General features: G+C 39.1%; 17 protein-coding genes. 13 read left to right on the forward strand and 4 right to left on the reverse strand.

Features of this window, described 5'->3' with window-relative positions:
• Positions 1-7: 7 nt before the first annotated feature.
• Positions 8-595 (reverse strand): P-loop nucleotide/nucleoside kinase family protein, encoded by a 588-nt coding sequence (locus tag PH210_RS23185; RefSeq protein WP_289988743.1) that lies wholly within the window; start codon positions 593-595, stop codon positions 8-10.
• 253 nt (positions 596-848) lie between these two features.
• On the opposite strand from PH210_RS23185, the gene PH210_RS23190 reads away from it, so the two are divergent.
• From PH210_RS23190 to PH210_RS23200, 3 genes are all read left to right on the forward strand, one after another.
• The gene (locus tag PH210_RS23190) at positions 849-1,640 is read left to right on the forward strand and encodes an IclR family transcriptional regulator (RefSeq protein WP_289988744.1); all 792 of its coding nucleotides are present in this window, start codon (positions 849-851) and stop codon (positions 1,638-1,640) included.
• A 14-nt stretch (positions 1,641-1,654) separates the two neighbouring features.
• Positions 1,655-2,311 (forward strand): bifunctional 2-keto-4-hydroxyglutarate aldolase/2-keto-3-deoxy-6-phosphogluconate aldolase, encoded by a 657-nt coding sequence (locus tag PH210_RS23195; RefSeq protein WP_289988746.1) that lies wholly within the window; start codon positions 1,655-1,657, stop codon positions 2,309-2,311.
• Between the two features lie 122 nt (positions 2,312-2,433).
• A complete protein-coding gene (locus PH210_RS23200) occupies positions 2,434-3,720 on the forward strand; it encodes an MFS transporter (protein ID WP_289988747.1) in 1,287 nt (428 codons plus the stop codon).
• Positions 3,721-3,919: 199 nt separating this feature from the next.
• Here PH210_RS23200 and PH210_RS23205 read toward each other — a convergent pair whose 3' ends face one another.
• Positions 3,920-4,432, reverse strand: a complete 513-nt coding sequence (locus PH210_RS23205) for a GNAT family N-acetyltransferase (protein WP_289988748.1) — start codon at positions 4,430-4,432, stop codon at positions 3,920-3,922.
• A 149-nt stretch (positions 4,433-4,581) separates the two neighbouring features.
• Complete coding sequence (locus tag PH210_RS23210; RefSeq protein ID WP_289988749.1) at positions 4,582-5,073, reverse strand: CBO0543 family protein; 492 nt, start codon at positions 5,071-5,073, stop codon at positions 4,582-4,584.
• Positions 5,074-5,616: 543 nt separating this feature from the next.
• Between PH210_RS23210 and PH210_RS23215 the strand changes: the two genes are divergently transcribed.
• The 7 genes from PH210_RS23215 (at position 5,617) to dgoD (ending at position 12,698) form a co-directional block, all read left to right on the forward strand.
• Positions 5,617-6,369, forward strand: coding sequence for an IclR family transcriptional regulator (locus tag PH210_RS23215; RefSeq protein ID WP_289988751.1), 753 nt, complete (start codon positions 5,617-5,619; stop codon positions 6,367-6,369).
• Positions 6,370-6,613: 244 nt separating this feature from the next.
• Positions 6,614-7,936: an ABC transporter substrate-binding protein gene (locus tag PH210_RS23220; protein ID WP_289988752.1), complete on the forward strand. Its 1,323-nt coding sequence runs from the start codon at positions 6,614-6,616 to the stop codon at positions 7,934-7,936.
• 122 nt (positions 7,937-8,058) lie between these two features.
• Positions 8,059-8,937, forward strand: coding sequence for a carbohydrate ABC transporter permease (locus PH210_RS23225; RefSeq protein WP_289988753.1), 879 nt, complete (start codon positions 8,059-8,061; stop codon positions 8,935-8,937).
• Entirely contained in the window at positions 8,934-9,758 is an 825-nt protein-coding gene (locus PH210_RS23230; protein WP_289988754.1) for a carbohydrate ABC transporter permease, read from the forward strand. The genes PH210_RS23225 and PH210_RS23230 overlap by 4 nt, the downstream gene beginning before the upstream one ends.
• A gap of 62 nt (positions 9,759-9,820) precedes the next feature.
• A complete protein-coding gene (locus PH210_RS23235) occupies positions 9,821-10,465 on the forward strand; it encodes a bifunctional 4-hydroxy-2-oxoglutarate aldolase/2-dehydro-3-deoxy-phosphogluconate aldolase (protein WP_289988755.1) in 645 nt (214 codons plus the stop codon).
• 25 nt (positions 10,466-10,490) lie between these two features.
• A complete protein-coding gene (locus tag PH210_RS23240; protein ID WP_289988756.1) occupies positions 10,491-11,513 on the forward strand; it encodes a 2-dehydro-3-deoxygalactonokinase in 1,023 nt (340 codons plus the stop codon).
• A gap of 36 nt (positions 11,514-11,549) precedes the next feature.
• Positions 11,550-12,698: a galactonate dehydratase gene (gene dgoD, locus PH210_RS23245; protein ID WP_289988758.1), complete on the forward strand. Its 1,149-nt coding sequence runs from the start codon at positions 11,550-11,552 to the stop codon at positions 12,696-12,698.
• A 201-nt stretch (positions 12,699-12,899) separates the two neighbouring features.
• Here dgoD and PH210_RS23250 read toward each other — a convergent pair whose 3' ends face one another.
• A complete protein-coding gene (locus PH210_RS23250) occupies positions 12,900-13,592 on the reverse strand; it encodes an aspartate/glutamate racemase family protein (RefSeq protein WP_289988759.1) in 693 nt (230 codons plus the stop codon).
• A gap of 520 nt (positions 13,593-14,112) precedes the next feature.
• On the opposite strand from PH210_RS23250, the gene PH210_RS23255 reads away from it, so the two are divergent.
• Genes PH210_RS23255 through PH210_RS23265 form a run of 3 tightly spaced genes read left to right on the forward strand, consistent with a single transcriptional unit; the run spans position 14,113 to position 18,069 of the window.
• On the forward strand, positions 14,113-14,742 hold the full coding sequence (locus tag PH210_RS23255; protein ID WP_289988760.1) for a YesL family protein: 630 nt from the start codon (positions 14,113-14,115) through the stop codon (positions 14,740-14,742).
• Positions 14,743-14,747: 5 nt separating this feature from the next.
• Positions 14,748-16,514: a cache domain-containing sensor histidine kinase gene (locus PH210_RS23260; protein WP_289988761.1), complete on the forward strand. Its 1,767-nt coding sequence runs from the start codon at positions 14,748-14,750 to the stop codon at positions 16,512-16,514.
• On the forward strand, positions 16,507-18,069 hold the full coding sequence (locus PH210_RS23265) for a response regulator (RefSeq protein ID WP_289988763.1): 1,563 nt from the start codon (positions 16,507-16,509) through the stop codon (positions 18,067-18,069). The genes PH210_RS23260 and PH210_RS23265 overlap by 8 nt, the downstream gene beginning before the upstream one ends.
• Positions 18,070-18,073 lie beyond the last annotated feature (4 nt).

Here is an 18,073-nt window from a genome sequence, read left to right on the forward strand (position 1 = left end):
AGAATCATTAAATAGTGATACCGCTTTTAAAATCCAGTATTTGAAAGAGTTTTTCGGCATCGACCGTGTCGCTGCTATTATCAAAAGATACCATTTTAATATTTTCCCATAAACACTGTTTTTCCTGGATGCTTTGAACATACTTATCCCAGTTGGCCAGTTTCCAGGTATCTCTTTCAAGAGCTCTGGCTTCCATCCTTTGTTTAAGGGTGGCGAAATCAACCGTTACCTTAAGGACAATTGGGTTGATCGTATGCCAGTTATATTTTTCTATCAATTCATTTATGTAATTATTATTTGAAAAATAGCCAAGGAATGGGGCATCCAGAATGACGGAATTGCCTAACTGAAGGTTGTCATTCGCGATGTCGAGTAAGGTTTGATACTCGAGATCCATGACCACATCTGTATAAAAAGAGCAGCCGTCGCGGTCAAAAGGAGAATACCCATTGGTTTCTAGTAATTTACCAGTGAATTTATTACAAATCATGTCTTTATCTAAGTAGCCAAAATTGTATTTAGAAACGAGCAGTTTTCCGACAGTTGACTTCCCGGAAGATGCAGGACCTATTAAAAATATGACAGTGGGCTTCATAAATCAAATCCTCCTCGTATTAAAAACGGTTACATTTTAATTCGCATATGTGAACCGTATTCCGTATATCGAATTCTATTTTTAGATTATCTCAACTTTTCCCTCATTTCAATCTCTATTTTCTAAAAAAACTCTATTAAATTAATTTTCAAAAAACTATTGAATTTATTTTTTGAGATAACTATACTTAAGGCATAAATTCGTAATACTGAATCAAGTTCGCATATGTGAACGCACTAAGGAGCCAAACCAAATGGAAAAAATCCGTATCAATAAATCAGCTGAGCGTGCGTTAGACCTGCTCGTCCTGCTGGCAAAAACGGGAACAGCCTTAACATTAAATGAAATTTGCACCGAGATGGGCATGCCCAAAAGCAGCGGCTTCGAATTGGTGCAGACATTACTTTACAAAGGTTTTATAGAGTTAGAGGATCCTAGATTAAAAACATATAGATTAGGATTGGCCGCTTTTGAAACGGGAATGGCCTATCAAGCGAATATGGAGATTACACAATTAGCCAGACCGCTGCTGCTGGAATTGAACAAACAAACGGGCAGCACAGTTTTCTTGGGCGTTGAGGACAAAGGGAAAGTGGTTTACCTTGATAAGGCGGAAAATTTCTCCGTCATGCGTCCGACGGCAAAACTTGGTTCACGTCGGTACCTTCATACGACTGGTGTTGGAAAAGCCCTGCTGGCAGCCATGCCAGATGAAAAAATTGAATATCTTTTTGGCGATGGTGAAATTCCGAGTAAGACATCCTTTTCAAAAGTGACCTTGCCGGAAATTTTGCAGGATATGAAAGAAATCCGGGAGCGGGGCTACTCGATTGATGACCGCGAGGACAATGTAGAAATGTATTGTATGGGATCTGCTATCTTTGACCAGTCGAATCAGCCGGTCGCCGCCATTAGTATTGCAAGCATGCTATCCAGTATGACACCTGAGCGAAAGGAGATGGTAAGTAATTTAATTTCCGAAACAGCGCTGAAGTTGTCAAACCAGCTTGGCTACAGTGCCAAACGATTGTATCAAAATGTATAGGGGAGGATATTGTTTTGCCTAGAAAACTAGAAAACTTAAACAAGATTTATGAAAGCGGTATAGTTTTAATTATCCGTTCAGAAAGCGAAGAGGAAGCTTTGGCCGTTGCCGAGGCTGCGATTCAAGGCGGAATTAAAGTTTTAGAAATTACAATGAGCGTACCCAATGCCCTAAATGTAATTCGTACACTAGCTAATCAATATAGAGACCAAGGTATCTTAATTGGTGCCGGTACGATATTGGATGCGGAAACAGCAAATGCGGCAATCCTTGCTGGAGCAGAACTATTAGTCAGCCCGCAATTAAATCCGGAGATGATTAAAGTAGCAAACCGTTACCAGGCCGTTACGATCAGCGGGGCTTTTACTCCAAAGGAAGTCATCGAGACGCTCGAAGCGGGTGCAGACATCGTGAAGTTATTCCCGGCTGAAGTAGTAGCTCCCAAATATGTAAGCGCCATTATGGCACCTGTTCCGCAAGCGCCAATTGTGCCGACAGGCGGCGTTACCCCGCAGAATGTGCATGAGTGGCTGCAGGCAGGCTGTGTCGCTGTAGGTGTGGGAAGCTTTATCTCAAAAGCTGCCCGTAAGGATGGTGATTATCAAAAGGTTTCGGCTGCCGCAAGAGAATTTCTACAAGCAGTTTCTGAAGCAAAGTATTCCTTGGCTTAAGAAGGAGCAAGAGTGGATTCTTGCTTTTTAAAAAGAAATGCAAAGGTTTTCATGATGACTTCAAGGATTTCTACATATGAAAACGAGTTTAATCGATTTTAAAAAAGAGGGGAGTTTTACGAATGGCTAAATTGCAGAAAGAAGTCATGCAAAATGTTCAACAGGCAAAGAGTATCAATAAAACGCGCTGGGCGATGGTCATGATTATTTTAGTTGGTGCGGTCGTTAACTATTTGGACCGTTCTAATTTAAGTGTCGCAAATCCTTTAATCTCGAAGGAATTTGGTTTATCTCCTTTACAAATGGGGGTCTTGTTGTCCGCTTTCCTTTGGCCGTATGCACTGGCGAATCTTCCGGCAGGCTGGCTGGTTGACAAAATTGGTCCGAAGAAAATGCTTACAGGCGCCATGGGTTCTTGGTCGATTGTTTCCTTGTTAGCCGCTTTTACAAACAGCTATTCAATTTTTTATACGCTGCGCGTCTTGCTGGGTATTTCGGAATCGCCGTTTTTCCCATCGGCTACAAAGGCAATCAATACTTGGTTTTCTAAAAAAGACCGCGGAACACCGCTTGCTATTGTCAATACCGGTTCCCAAATCGCGAACGGGATTGCTCCTCCATTATTAACGGCGCTCATGCTCGCTTATTCCTGGAAGATCATGTTTGTGATCATTGGGGCAGCAGGGCTTGTCGTAATGGCTGTTTGGTGGTCGGTGTATCGTAATCCTACTAAATTCGAACTTATTGAAATTAATAAAGATGAAGAAGAAGTTAAGGTTGACGCCGCTGAGAAGCAAATTGGCTGGGGCGGACTATTTAAATACAAATCTACTTGGTTTATGATTATTGGTAATTTTGGACTTGTTTATACCATGTGGACATTCTTAACCTGGCTGCCTGGTTACTTGGTGGCAGATCGCGGTTTGACGGTTTTGAAAACGGGCTGGGTGGCTTCGATTCCGTTCTTGATGGGGATCATTGGCGTGCCTCTTGGCGGTATCATTTCTGACTACTTTATCCGCAAAGGCTATCAGCCGATTAAGGCACGGAAAATCCCGCTTGTTTGCGGAGCAATCGTTGCCGCATGTGCGGTCATTCCAATCCCGTATGTGTCAGGTGTTACTGGTGCAATCACATTAATAACCATTGCTTATTTCGCTTCTTCGGTACCAACTGGTGTCATTTGGACGCTTGCGACTGACGTTGCACCAAAAAATATGGTAGCTTCATTAGGTTCGATTCAAAACTTCGGCGGCTTTGTTGGAGCATCACTTGCACCAATCGTGACAGGTGCAATCGTACAAACAACTGGATCGTTTGAGTATGTCTTCCTTGTTGGAGCGGTATTACTTGTTGTTTCAGCTGTCAGCTATGGTATCTTCTTGAAAAAGCCGATTACGGTGAAATAGTATGAGTAATAGGTTGAAATCCTTCAATAAAAATAGAAAACCATCCTAGAAGTGGCAAGCAACAGGATGGCCTCAGAGAAATAATAGTACCCTACTTGGCGGTAGGGATGAAGAGAGAAGTGTTCCTAGCACTTCTCTTTTATTATACTTTAAATTCATTCGGGAGACCAAGGTAACGGTTCCAGTGGCGGCATCCTTATTATTTCTTATCAAAAACAAACAATTTAAGCTCTTCAGTGTCTGGAGGAAGAATAACGAGTTTCTCAAATTTCATTCCGATTTTCTCTAGTAGATTGGAGGAATGGTCATTATCCTTAGAGGTAATCGCCACAATTCGATTGAATCCTAATTTTTCAATACCATACTCCAATGTAGCAGAGGCTGCCTCGTATCCATAGCCTTTGGATTGAAATCTCGATAAAAAGGCAAAGCCAATATCAACATTCTCTAAAGAATCCCTTTTGATCAGGCCGCAAATGCCAATCGGAATTCCTCCGTCTTTAAGCTCCGTTAAGTAAAGACCAAATCCCTGTCGAGTGTACATATCCATTGGTCCAGTTAAAATATAGTTTCTAGCATCCTCCAGCGTTCTCACACCTTTATCTCCGATAAATCGAATCCAAGATGGTTCATTCAAAAGTTCAAGGATAAAGGCATCATCATCAGGTGTTAACCAGCGGAGGATTAATCGATCAGTTTCCATTACTTTCATTCAAATACACCTCATTATCATTTTAGCACAGAAAGATATGGGGACAGTTCCAATGGTTTTACATTGTCTGAGGAATTGTGCCTTTCCAAATAAATTGGTCTGCTCCCTAGAGGGCCAGACCACTTCTTTTATTAGCGAAAAATCCCAAGTTATTTTCCTTGAATATACATAATTCTTTCAACAAGCCATTTTATAGAACAAGCCTTCATGATATAGAGTGGAAAAGAATAAACATACTCCCAATGCTCTAATTTATAAATACCTAACCAAACTGTGATTGGCTCACATAAGAAAGTAAAGACGGCTGCCATTATCACATTGGCGATTAAAAAAGATTTCCATTTCTTAAAGTACTGAAAAAGAAACATATGAGCAACAATTAGTATCCCACTATCTACTGCTATTAACCGTGGTATTAATTGTGTTAATTGATACGGATATGACCAAAGATGAGAATTTACACCCATATCATCCAATAGTCCAACCAAGAGCATTAATAAACTGCCAAAAAGCAAAATTTCCTTTAATCTCTTTTTCTCTACATATCTCCACCATATAATCCATGGAATGATTAAAATTAGTAAAAGCAGCCACCATTGAAAAGAAAACAAATCGTGATGGAGCCAATATTCCTTCTTCATTTCCCCTAATTTATAATCGAATTTCGTATTTTTTCGTAACTTGGATAGTTTTCTGTCAAAGAATTCACTCTTTCAATATAAGTTACAAATCACATAATATGTATTATTTATTTAAAAATATCCTTTTATTCCAGCACCATTTTTGGACCATTCCCGGTGTTATGCTAAGAACCAGGAACGTGATAAAAGCCAAACAATTCGAAGAGAATTATTCGAGGGTGTTTGGCATATTTTTTGTAGCGTCTAAATGACCTTGAATATCAAATGTCTGCTTCTCTTTTATAAAGCTCTGCTCAACAGACAGATCGGTTGAGGCATAAAAAAAGATTCTTAAGATTAATAGATGCAATGTGATGGATAGCCTTAAATGGGCTATCCATTTTTTGTATAGCTACTGGCACACGTGGTATAGTACGCTTTTAAAAGGTTTAATCTGAATTTTTAAAAATTGATGTTGCAAGGAATAAAGACCTATAGTAACATTAAAGATGTAAATCATATATATGATTTAACATCACATATGTGATTTAAGGAGGAGAAAGGATGTCTGTAAAGTCAGCGGAACGTGTGTTGAGAGTTTTTGAGTTGCTCGCCCAGTATCCAGGGGGATTAACGATAAAGGAAATAAGTGAAGCACTTTCCTTTCCGCAAAGCAGCACCTCTGGCTTGATCGAAACATTGTTTAAAAACAGCTACCTGACAACGGATGAATTTAGAAAATACAAACTTGGACCCAAGCTCATCCAGCTTGGCAGTGTAGCCATGGATTCCTTAGAAATCTCTGCACAAGGTACTCCTTATCTAAAACAGTTAATGGAAGAGGTTCAGGAAACCGTATTTATGGCAGAGCTTCACCATTCTGAACTTGCGTATCTGGTGAAAATCAATAGTAATCGGTCCATTCGAACAACAGCCGAACCTGGAAAAAGCAAGCCTTTGTACTGCACTGGTTTGGGAAAAGCCTTTTTAACCTTTCTTCCTCAAGAAAGAAGAGAAGAAATCTTAAATGGGTTAAAGCTTGAGCCAATTACTCAAAAGACAATCACCAATAAAGAATCACTTGTGGAGCAGCTTGATGTATTTGCTGCACTAGGTTATTCCATTGATGATGAAGAGAATGAAGAAGGACTGTACTGTCTTGCTGCACCTGTATATGGAGTAGACCATACCATCCAAGCTGCTATCAGTGTAGCAGGGCCAAAAGAAAGAATGTTGAAACAAAAAGAAAGTATCGTTGAGAAGCTGCTTGATACAGCTGGGAAAATATCAACTAGTATCGGATACAGACCTATTTAAATCATGTACTGTTAGATATTTTTTTGAAGAAATAATAAATCGGTTTAGTTTATTTTTTGTAAAAAATGAAAACGGTTACGTTTTGGAGATTCCTAGACTTATAGCAACTTGAAAAAAAGTTTACTAAACATTTGATTATGGAAAAAAATTTTTTGAAAATTGTTGTAATTCGAAAATCTCTATCATATAATGAAAACGTTATCAAATTTTGTAATTTTTAGTCTATTAATAGAGGGGGAAGATTATGAAAAAGAGTTTCGTAGGTTTTAAGAAAGCTGCTGGTTACCTTGCATTAGCGGTTGGAATTAGTTCTTCATTAGTGGGCTGTAGTTCTGGTACCAATACATCATCAGGATCTGGCTCAACAGGCAAGACGGAGAAAAAGGTAGAGGAAATTCGCGTAGTTGCTGCGAACCATCCGTGGACAGAATCTATTAAAGCATTATTGCCAGAGTTTGAAAAAGAAACTGGTATTAAAGTAAAAGTTGATAGCTACTTTGAAGACCAGCTAACACAAAAAACGGCAGTAGAGTTTGCCTCTAATTCAAAGAACATTGACGTGGTTATGTTCCGTCCACTTCAAGACGGTAAGATGTTCCATAAGAGCGGCTACTTTGCTGATATGACTGATTATGTAGGTAAAGAGAAGGGGTACACAGATGATTTTATTCCTTCTTCCCTTGGAAGTGTTAAGGATGGAGAAAAGGTATTTGGTTTACCACTTGTAACCGAGACAGAAGTTCTCTACTACCGTAAGGATCTTTTAGAAAAAGCCGGCATTGAGGTTCCAAAAACCCTTGAAGAGCTTGAAGCGGCGGCGAAGAAATTAAATGATCCGGCTCATGGAGTTTCTGGATTTGTAGCACGTGGAAAGCGCGCTGCAGCTGTTACTCAGTTCTCCAGCTTCTTGTATGGCTTTGGCGGAGACTTCATGAAAGATGGAAAGTCTGCTATTACAGCACCTGAAGCAATTGAAGCGTTTAACTACTATGGAAACCTATTAAACAAATACGGTCCTAAAGGGACATTAAATATGAGCTGGCCAGAAGCGATGGCTGTATTCACACAAGGTAAAGCAGCATTCTACACAGATGCTTCCTCTTTATTCACGAATGCAACAGATGCTTCTAAATCAACTGTAGCTGACAAGGTTGGATTTGCTCCATTCCCAGCTGGTCCAAATGGAACTAAGCCTTACGTTGTTACTTCTTGGGCACTTGGTATAGGTGCAAACTCTGAAAAGAAAGATGCCGCTTGGAAGTTTATTAAATGGGTAGAAAGTAAAGAGATGGTTGCGAAGCTTCAAGCTGAAGGAAACCCTGGTGCACGTATTTCTGTTTGGAACTCTCCAGAAGGAACGGCAAAATTCCCTAAGGATTTAGCAGCAGCGATTGCTGAAAACGGGAAGTCAGGTACACCTTATGACCGTCCAGTTGTAATCAACGTAGGAAATGCACGCGACACCATCGGAGATGTCATCCTTGCAGCTATTGAAGGAAAAGACGTCAAGGCAGCTGCTGAAAAAGCAGATGGAGAATTCCAGAAGATCCTTGACAGCGAGAAATAAGAAATTGATTTAACCTAATTCTTAACGGCTTTCGGTTAGCAATCTGGGTTTGATTTACCGGAGGCTCTCGAAGGCCGTTTGTTTTACAAGCAATAATCAACTGGTAAGGAGGAGCAGAAGAAATGACAAACTGGATTGATCGTAACATCAAGTGGGTTTTTACAATGCCAGCTGTGATTTTTGTAGCACTCATGATGGTCATGCCTGTGGGATATACCTTTTGGCTTAGTTTTCATGATTGGAATATGTCGAACGTAACACCCCCGTTATGGGTAGCATTTGAAAATTATAAGGTACTTTTTCATGATGAACTTTTTCTAAAATCATTGAAACTGATGTTTTACTTTACGATTGCGTCTGTAGCCATTGAAACGGTGTTGGGGGTGGGTCTTGCCATCCTAATGAACCAAAATATCGTTGGTAAAGGGATAGTAAAAACACTATTTCTATTGCCGATGGTAGCGACTCCGGTCGCTGTAGGTTTAATTTGGGTTCTTATTTACGAGCCAAACATCGGGATTGCGAACGTCTTTTTACAAAAATTAGGTCTGCCGGGCCAAGAATGGTTAACGTCACAGAACCTCGTTATGCCTTCGTTAATCTTCATTGATGTTTGGGAATGGACGCCGATGATTGCTTTAATCGTACTGGCTGGACTTGTGTCTCTTCCAAAGGATCCGTATGAAGCGGCGATGATCGATGGAGCGAACACTTGGCAATCGTTTAGTAAAATTACACTTCCATTATTAAAGCCAACGCTTTACTCAGCAATTTTACTTCGAATGATTGATGCGTTAAAAACCTTTGATATTATTTATGCGACCACACAAGGTGGACCAGGTACTTCATCTCAGACAATCAATATCTACGGGTACGTCTTAGGCTTTCAATATTTTAAAATTGGTCAGGCTTCTGCACTACTTATGGTATTTTTCGTTATTGTCCTTTCAATCAGCATTTTCACGATACTATTGCGCAAAAGAGCGGGGGTTAACCTATGAGTGGAAAAAAACCAAAAAAATTAAGCGCCGCCCTTACTCATGTTGGTGTCTACTTTGCCCTGTTTTTGTTTTTGCTGCCTTTCCTATGGATGGTTCTGGCGTCGTTTAAGACACAAGTGCAAATCCTGAATACATCTAAAATTTTTGAGATAACTGCAAATTTCAATAATTATATCAGCATCTTTAAAGAATACTCTTTTCTTCAATTTATTTGGAATAGCTTTGTCGTTGGGATTGGGGCAACCATTTTTGGACTGATTCTTGGTTTGCCGGCAGCATACGCCATTGCGAAATACAAGCAGCAAGGTTTAGGGCTGTTAATTCTTGTGGCGAGAATTGTTCCAGGTATTTCCTTTCTTATCCCTTGGTTTATTATTTTCTCAAAATTACATTTGATCGACACGTATACATCCTTAATTCTTAGTCATATGCTTGTAACCATGCCGTTTATCATCTGGGTGATGATTCCATTTTTTGAAGGGCTTCCGCATGAACTGGAGGAATCCGCACGGGTGGATGGCTGTTCAATCCCTTCTGCCTTTGTTCGTGTGATGCTTCCAATTTCTGGGCCGGGAATTGTGACTTCATCCATTTTAGCGTTTATTTTTTCATGGAATAACTTTATGTTCTCTTTAATTCTTGCCGGTGATAATACCAAGACATTGCCGATTGCGGTATTTAATTTCATTTCGTATTCGGATATTAACTGGGGAGGCTTGATGGCAGCTTCCGTTACGATTACAGCACCAGTACTGCTATTGGCCTTGTTTGCGCAGCGCTATATTATTGCGGGATTAACAGGCGGAAGTGTGAAGGGGTAATGGCAGACTGATTGATTTTTAAAAGATTGCCTGCTGTAACAACCTATTAGGAGATGAGTAGAATGACAGCCTCACTATTAGAGGAAGTACGAAGATTAAAGATTGTCGCAATCATCCGCAGTCAATCTCTTGATGGACTTGAAAATACCGTTAAAAGTCTTTATCGGGGCGGTATCCGTGCAATTGAAATCACGTTGAATACCCCTGGGGCTCTTAGTGGGATTGAACGTCTGAAAGAGAGGTATCCGGAATTGCTAATTGGTGCAGGGACCGTGTTAGATTCAGAGTCTGCTAGACTTGCGATTCTTTCTGGTGCAGGTTACCTCCTCACCCCAACGTTGAAAAAAGAAACGATTGAAACAGCCAACCGCTATAATGTACCGGTTATCCCAGGCGTGTTGACCCCGACAGAGGCGTTAACGGCCTATGAATATGGAGCTAAGATGGTCAAAATTTTTCCCATCAGTCATCTTGGGCCCAAATATTTGACTGACTTGAAAGGACCGTTACCTTTTGTAGAAACAATGGCGGTCGGAGGCATTTCGTTAGAGAATGCAGCGGACTATTTACTGGCAGGAGCAAGTGCGTTAGGAATTGGCAGTTCACTCGTGGATGAAAAGCTAGTGAAGCAAGGCGATTTTTCGGAAATTGAAAGACGGGCAGCCAGGTTCGTAGAGATTGCTCAAAATGTTCAATTACCAAAATAAATTCAATAGAAAAGTGGTGTTGAATTTGAAGGTAATCCTGATTGATTCTGGAACGACCAATTCTAGACTAAGGCTATATGATCGAAAAACCAGCCAAATTCTTGATTCTGAAAAGGTTCAAGTTGGCGTAAGGGATACAGCTATTTCAGGGAATAATCATCATCTGAAAGCCCAATTAAGTGAGGGAATAGCTAGATTGCTAACGAAAAATCACTTAACACCCGTTGATATTGGGTATATGGCTGCATCAGGGATGATTACCTCCAATCTAGGAATCTATGAAATCCCTCATGTCCCTAGTCCTGCAGGAATGAAGGACATTGCGAAGTATTCAAAAGTTATCAAGCTTAAGGAATTTTTTGATATCCCGTGTATCTTTATACCGGGGATGAAAAATTCGGTCAAGCATGCTAGTCCGAATGATGTGTTTGCCCGTATTAATGATTTTGATGTCATGCGCGGTGAAGAAGTGGAATCCTTTGGATTAATGAAGCAATTTAATGTGACGGGCAAAGGGATGATGGTTCTGCCAGGTTCTCATACCAAGTTTGTTGCTGTCGATGATCAGAAGGATTTGCAATATTGTTTATCGACATTAGGCGGGGAAACCCTTCATGCGCTCCAGAAGGAAACCATTCTTTCTAGTTCACTGGAACAAAGTCTGGTGGAAAGCATCGACAAGGAAATGCTTGAGTTGGGGTTTGAAGCGGCGAAGAAATATGGGTTAACAAGAACTTTTTATCATATCCGCCTGTTTCATTTATTTGCTAATCTGGATGCGAACCAGCGGGCGAACTATTTCGCTGGTGCCGTTATCTATAATGACCTGCAGGCTCTTTTTCAATCCATAGAAGAGATCGATGAGATTAAATGGTTCATCGTTGGGGGATCGGATCCACTTCGAAAAGTGTTCACCCATTTGTTAAGGTTTGTGAGTAAGGAGTGGGAAATCTTCGAGGCGGATGATTCACAGGTAGAATACTCAGTCGTTTTGGGGGCTGAAGAGATTATATCAAGGTGCAGCGAGTTAAATAGTTTAATTGATTGATAGATGTAATCTGAAAAATTTAAGGGAGTGTTTCGGATGAAAATACGGAGTTATGAGCTTTTCCAAGTTCCTCCAAGGTGGTTATTTTTAAAGATTGAAACCGATGAAGGGATTGTTGGCTGGGGTGAACCGGTGATTGAGGGACGAGCGTCCACGGTGAAGGCTTGTGTGGAAGAATTAATGGAATACTTAATTGGCAAGGACCCTTTGCGAATTGAGGACCATTGGAATATGTTATACCGTTCCGGATTTTATCGTGGCGGTCCGATCCTGATGAGTGCCATTTCGGGAATCGATCAAGCGCTTTGGGACATTAAAGGAAAATATTTTAATGCTCCTGTTTATCAGCTGTTAGGTGGTGCGTGCCGTGATTCAATCAGGGTCTATTCTTGGATTGGCGGCGACCGTCCATCCGATGTGGGCAAAGCGGCAAAGAGTGTCGTTGATGCTGGCTTTACGGCTGTAAAAATGAATGGAACGGAAGAGCTTCAGTACGTGGATTCTTATGAAAAAATTGATCAGGTATTGGAACGGATTGCCGCAGTTCGTGAATCCGTAGGACAGTATGTGGGAATCGGGATTGATTTTCACGGAAGGGTACACAAACCAATGGCTAAGATTCTGGCAAAGGAACTCGAGCAGTTCCGGCCGATGTTTATCGAAGAGCCTGTGCTGGCCGAGAATAATGAAGCCTTAAAGGAAATTGCCCAGCATACTTCGATTCCAATTGCGACGGGTGAGCGGATGTTCTCCCGCTGGGACTTCAAATCTGTTTTAGCTGATGGGCATGTAGACATTATTCAGCCAGATGTGTCACATGCAGGCGGAATTACGGAATGTAAAAAGATTGCCTCGATGGCGGAGGCTTATGATGTAGCTCTTGCACCGCATTGTCCATTGGGACCGATTGCGCTGGCTTCTTGTCTTCAAGTGGATGCGACCTCACATAATGCGTTTATTCAAGAACAAAGTTTAGGGATTCATTATAATCAAGGCAGTGACCTGCTGGATTATATAAAGGATAAATCGGTTTTTGAATATAAGGACGGTTATGTATCGATTCCTCAAGGTCCCGGATTAGGAATTGAGGTTGATGAAGAATTTGTAAGAAAACAAGCAGAAGTGGGCCACAATTGGAGAAACCCAGTTTGGCGTCACAAAGATGGCAGCATCGCAGAATGGTAACATTGGGGACGGTTCTCTTGGCTTTTTGAACAATGAGAACTGTCTTTTTTTTGTGGTCAAGACCAGGGGGACGGTTCTTGCGGATTTGCTCTCAATAACTCCCAGTTTGTACACTTTGTGATTCATATATAAACAGCAAGGATGTGCCTTAATCAAGTGTTTGACACTTGATAAGGCACATTCTTTTTTATATAGAGGAATTCATTGTTTCAGTGCTTTATTCACCGCAGCAATCGCATGAATCGATGCTGTATCAAATAACGGTACCTTAGAATCCTCTTGTTTTATCAATAAACCAATTTCCGTACAACCTAGGATCATTCCATCCGCGCCGTTTTCCATTAAAGAGTTGATTACTTTTTTATAATCCGTTCTGGATGAATCTAGAACTTTCCCTAAACATAACTCATTATAGATAATGTTATTTACCATTTCCCGTTCGTGATCGTTAGGGACAATCACATTTATCCCATTTGCTTCTAAACGTGATTTGTAGAAATCTTGTTCCATTGTATACTTTGTTCCGAGCAGACCCACAGTACTGATGCCACTCTTTTTAATTTGAGCGGCTGTTGCGTCTGCAATATGTAGAATAGGGATCATGATCTTTTCTTGGATGGCATCGACTACTTTGTGCATCGTATTGGTGCAAATCACGATAAAGTCAGCACCCGCTTTTTCTAGAGAAAGGGCCGCTGAGGCTAATATTTCTCCCGCTCTTGGCCAGTTACCCTCAGACTGACAGCGTTCAATTTTGGCAAAATCTACGCTATACATCAGACACTTTGCTGAATGAAGCCCGCCTAATCTGCTTTTCACCTCCTCGTTAATAATCCGATAATATTCAACCGAGGATTCCCAGCTCATACCGCCAATGAGACCAATCATTTTCATACACTTCACCCCAATTATCTTTATTAATCTAATCATAAACCGTATAGTTCATCATTTACAGGGCTAGGCATCGCATTAATTCGACATTCTTTTTTTGGGTCTTTTGAAATTAAAAGCCGTATTAATTAAAATTAAAACGCCCTCAGCATATTAGAAAAATAAATAGTTCAACATTTTCAACAGGTAATTCAAAATCTTCCACTAATTCAACCTTTTACTATTTGATATCATGAAATTTAGGAAATATTTAGTTTTGATTATTTAGTAAGCGGTTTCAGTGAGCGGGAAATGTGAATCAGATAGTTATCTGATAAATCTGGGGCGCAATCGAACAGAAATACATATGGAAAAATACTGTTACTAAATGGGGGCTGAAAATGTTTAACGTTATGGAACAGTTAGAATCCATCATGTTACTTTTTGCTAATGTTCAGAAAGTTAAGGTTGCTTTATTAATATTTTGTTATATTTAATATAAATGGAACATTCAACAGTCGATATTTTAGAAAGGGGCAAATGGATGAAAGGCTTACTTCAAGGCTTGTATACACTATGTGAATGGGTTATGCGTCTAACTATTTTAAACATTCTTTGGGTTGTATTCTCTTTAATGGGAGCCATTTTACTAGGTTTTTTTCCAGCAACAGCTGCTATGTTCGAAATCACAAGAAAGTGGCTTAAAGGAGAGACAGATATCCCAATTTTTAAGTATTTCTGGGCTGCGTATAAAAAGTATTTTGTCAAAGCAAATCTGCTGGGGACTGTTGTCGCCATAACAGGAATCTTTTTATATATTGATTTTAGCTTTTTTTCAAGCTTAGAAGGTTTTGCGTTTAAGGTGCTAACTGCCTTAGTAATGTTGGTATCTATTATATATTTTGTTCTATTAATTTATATATTCCCTGTTTTTGTAACATACGAAATTAATTTATTCCAAACTATTAAATTTGCCTGCTTATTAGGAGTATATCGACCGCTTAGTACAATAGGAATTTTATTAGGTAGCATCCTGCTTTATTTCCTATTTTCCACTTTCACGCCTGTCCTCGTCTTCTTTGGGGGCAGCCTGACAAGTATCATGATGATGTGGGTATCAAGAAGCACGTTTTTTAAAATAAAAAATAAATATTCAACCGAAGAAACGGTGTAGGGCAAATGAGATTTATACGTTTTCCCAAGTTTCGTCATTTGAAGAATCAATTGTTGTTCCAACATGCTCTGGGAATTACCTTCATTATCGGGTTAACAGCGATTGTCACTTATACCATCGCCATCCAAATCCAGATTAAGGATGCAGTCAGATATAATACTATAATGGTTACACAAATTAGTAAAAGTATCGATAATATGGTGGATTCCTTTAATCGTGTTATGGATGGAGTATCATTTAATAATGATGTACAGAGTCTCTTACAAAGCAAATATGAAAATGATAAAGAAAAGAATCTCTTAAATAGATACTTATCTTCTAATGTTACGGATGAAACAATGATGTTCAATGAAGTAGACCTTATCTATCTTTATGACATGGAAAGCCTAAGAGTGAATTTGAGAAGAAGCGTCAATAACAATGACTATCCGTTTTTTAAAACATTACGTCCAGAATTGTATGATGATAGTGGAAAAGTTACTTGGAGCTCAGAGCAGTCTGTTATTACAGCTAACCGGGTGATCTATGATATCAACTCTTATAAAATGAAAAAAATCGGCTATTTAACCATGTCGATGGATAAGTCCTATTTGCAGGAACGAATTCAGAAATTTGATCCAACTGAAGAAAGGCATCTCATCATCCTAGACCGTCAAAATAATGTGGTTTTATCGAATTCGAATGATGAAGAACTGAAAAGAGTCACATCGTGGCTGTCTAATTCAAAAAATATATCAACTGATGAAGATTCATTTATTGAAATACCGAAATACGGGAAAATGCTTGTGAGCACGTTCAAATCTAATTTAACAGGGTGGAAAATTATTTCTTTAGTAAGCTTGGATGAGATTTCAGAAGGCCCTGCGCTTATTGGAAAGTCTGTCTTTTTAATTGGAATACTGGCCATCATAATCGGTAATATCTTTATTTGGATAAGTACAAATTATTTTGTCAAACCATTAAATAAATTAAGTTTGGTGATGGATGAAGTTGAAAAAGATAACTTCAATGCACAGGTAGAAATCGACCGTGTCGATGAGCTTGGTAGAGTTGGAGAAAGCTTTAATCGAATGATGAATAAAATTAACACTTTAATTTCAGATATCTACCAAAAGGATATAAATGAAAAGGACGCTCAGCTGAGAGCGCTTCGAGCCCAGATTAATCCCCATTTTCTTTATAATACATTGGATGCGATTAATTGGATGGCACAGTTTGGAAAAACGGATGAAGTCAGTAAAATGACGGTTTCTTTAAGCAGGCTGCTAAAAACGAGTATTAAAAATAATCAAGAGTTTATCCGGCTTGAAGAAGAAATGAATTATATTGAAGATTATATGACGATTCAAAAAATTAGGTTTCAAGACAAAATTCATTTTTCGATCAATATAGCTCCAGAGGCTAACGATTGTTTGGTGCCAAAGCTTATTTTGCAGCCAATCGTTGAAAATGCTATGATTCATGGTCTTGAAAAGAAGATAGACCACGGGTATTTATTTATCAATGGAAATATAAAAGGTAACAAATTACACATACAAGTAATCGATAATGGAGTAGGTATGGATGAACATACCATCCACGCCCTTTCCGAAGGAAGCTATGTTCAACTTGATGAAAAGCAAGGGACTGGAAATGGTGTTTTAAATGTTCAGAACCGGATCAGGTTATTGTTTGGGGAAGAAAATGGGCTAAAGATTGAAAGTAATATCAATGTTGGAACCTTATTTGAGCTGATTTTACCTGTTCAAAGGGAGGGATTCAGAAATGTATAGAGTGCTTATTATTGACGATGAACCATTTATCAGTAAGGGGTTATCTGAAAAAATCGATTGGGCTAGTTTAGGTTGCATGATTTGTGGAATTGCTTCGAATGGATACGAGGGAAAAGAACAAATAGATTTGCTGAAACCAGATATCGTAGTGTCGGATATAGTCATGCCTGGTCAAACTGGATTAGAATTGGCTGATTATGTTCATCAAAACTATAAAGATATGATTATCATACTTTTATCAGGGTACGATGAATTTACATTTGCCAAAGAGGCACTAAAATATGGTGTATTTGATTATTTACTTAAACCAACGGTGATTGACGAGGTCATGAATGTAATCAAAAAGGCTGTAAAGGCTCTTGAACAAAAAAGAAATCAAGAGAAAAAATATGAATATTTGGAGTCTGCCTTACAGGAGAGCATTCCCATCATCGAGCAATCATTATTACATGATGTCTCCGTTAAAGGGATCGTGAATAGTCAAAACGTAAGCCAACGAATTGATCAATTTAATATTACGCTTGGCAAAGGGGCCGTTATTACCATCGAAGTATATGGTGATTTACAGAGTAAACAAGTTATTGAAGCTCTACGAACCTCTATTGAGGAATTATGTAAAAGCAAAAACCTTACAGTACGGTTTGTGAATCATAATCAGCAGCTCCTTGTCTTTCCTGCTTTTCCATTTCGCAACAATAATAAAGAAATCAAAACTCATTTAAAAGATTTGTCTAATAGTATTTTTAACTATTCTATAGAGGGTAATAGAATAAAAGCTCTGATCGGGATTGGCGGCGTTTATACTTCTATCCATTCCATCCATACCTCTTATTTACAATCTTTAAAGGCGTTAACGAAGAGCTTTTTTATCGGTAGTGGAAAAATACATTTTTATGATGAGATCAACGATGGAATGACGAATTATGATTTCTCAACAAAATCAGCTAGGTTTATCGAAATGTTTGAAGAATGGACACAGGAGGAAATTCTTCATGAATTAGAGACCATCTTCAAGGAGATTAAGTATACGTATGATAAGCGGTTAGTATTAAACCATTGTTTAGAGTTATTAATCAAACTTGGGTTGGTAGTGGCAAAATGGGATCGGACATTTAAAATGGTTGTTGGCTATGAGCAACTTGAACAATGTCAAACCTTTGATGAACTCAAAGATTTCATGAAACAAACGTGTGTATCGATAAAAAATCATCTTTATGAAATGATGAATCAAAATAATATAGGCGTCGTGGAGCTGGCAAAAAGAATGGTTGAAAAGGAATATGCCAATCCAGATTTAAGCACCCAGTTTATTGCTGACCAGCTTAATGTAAGCGTTAGCTATTTAAGTCGCTCCTTTAAAAAGGAGACAGGTGAAAATCTAAGTAATTTTATTACAGAAAAAAGGATGCTGATTGCCCAAAAGCTATTAATGACTACGGATTTAAAGACCAACGAAGTGGCAAAAAGAGTAGGGTTTTTAGATGCGAGATATTTTGGTCAAGTCTTTAAAAAAATTATGAGAACCACACCCTCAGACTATAAGAAACTCCCATGATTCA

The organism is Paenibacillus sp. BSR1-1 (genome assembly GCF_030403775.1).
Classification (GTDB): Bacteria; Bacillota; Bacilli; order Bacillales; family Cytobacillaceae; genus Neobacillus.

What these genes read in the sequence shown, in the direction of transcription:
- PH210_RS23225 (WP_289988753.1), top strand. Translation starts at nt 8,059, where the DNA reads ATGACAAACTGGATTGATCGTAACATCAAGTGGGTTTTTACAATGCCA.
- PH210_RS23190 (WP_289988744.1), top strand. Translation starts at nt 849, where the DNA reads ATGGAAAAAATCCGTATCAATAAATCAGCTGAGCGTGCGTTAGACCTG.
- PH210_RS23260 (WP_289988761.1), top strand. Translation starts at nt 14,748, where the DNA reads ATGAGATTTATACGTTTTCCCAAGTTTCGTCATTTGAAGAATCAATTG.
- PH210_RS23205 (WP_289988748.1), bottom strand. Translation starts at nt 4,432, where the DNA reads ATGAAAGTAATGGAAACTGATCGATTAATCCTCCGCTGGTTAACACCT.
- PH210_RS23250 (WP_289988759.1), bottom strand. Translation starts at nt 13,592, where the DNA reads ATGAAAATGATTGGTCTCATTGGCGGTATGAGCTGGGAATCCTCGGTT.
- PH210_RS23255 (WP_289988760.1), top strand. Translation starts at nt 14,113, where the DNA reads ATGAAAGGCTTACTTCAAGGCTTGTATACACTATGTGAATGGGTTATG.
- PH210_RS23235 (WP_289988755.1), top strand. Translation starts at nt 9,821, where the DNA reads ATGACAGCCTCACTATTAGAGGAAGTACGAAGATTAAAGATTGTCGCA.
- dgoD (WP_289988758.1), top strand. Translation starts at nt 11,550, where the DNA reads ATGAAAATACGGAGTTATGAGCTTTTCCAAGTTCCTCCAAGGTGGTTA.
- PH210_RS23215 (WP_289988751.1), top strand. Translation starts at nt 5,617, where the DNA reads ATGTCTGTAAAGTCAGCGGAACGTGTGTTGAGAGTTTTTGAGTTGCTC.
- PH210_RS23230 (WP_289988754.1), top strand. Translation starts at nt 8,934, where the DNA reads ATGAGTGGAAAAAAACCAAAAAAATTAAGCGCCGCCCTTACTCATGTT.
- PH210_RS23220 (WP_289988752.1), top strand. Translation starts at nt 6,614, where the DNA reads ATGAAAAAGAGTTTCGTAGGTTTTAAGAAAGCTGCTGGTTACCTTGCA.
- PH210_RS23185 (WP_289988743.1), bottom strand. Translation starts at nt 595, where the DNA reads ATGAAGCCCACTGTCATATTTTTAATAGGTCCTGCATCTTCCGGGAAG.
- PH210_RS23265 (WP_289988763.1), top strand. Translation starts at nt 16,507, where the DNA reads ATGTATAGAGTGCTTATTATTGACGATGAACCATTTATCAGTAAGGGG.
- PH210_RS23210 (WP_289988749.1), bottom strand. Translation starts at nt 5,073, where the DNA reads ATGAAGAAGGAATATTGGCTCCATCACGATTTGTTTTCTTTTCAATGG.
- PH210_RS23200 (WP_289988747.1), top strand. Translation starts at nt 2,434, where the DNA reads ATGGCTAAATTGCAGAAAGAAGTCATGCAAAATGTTCAACAGGCAAAG.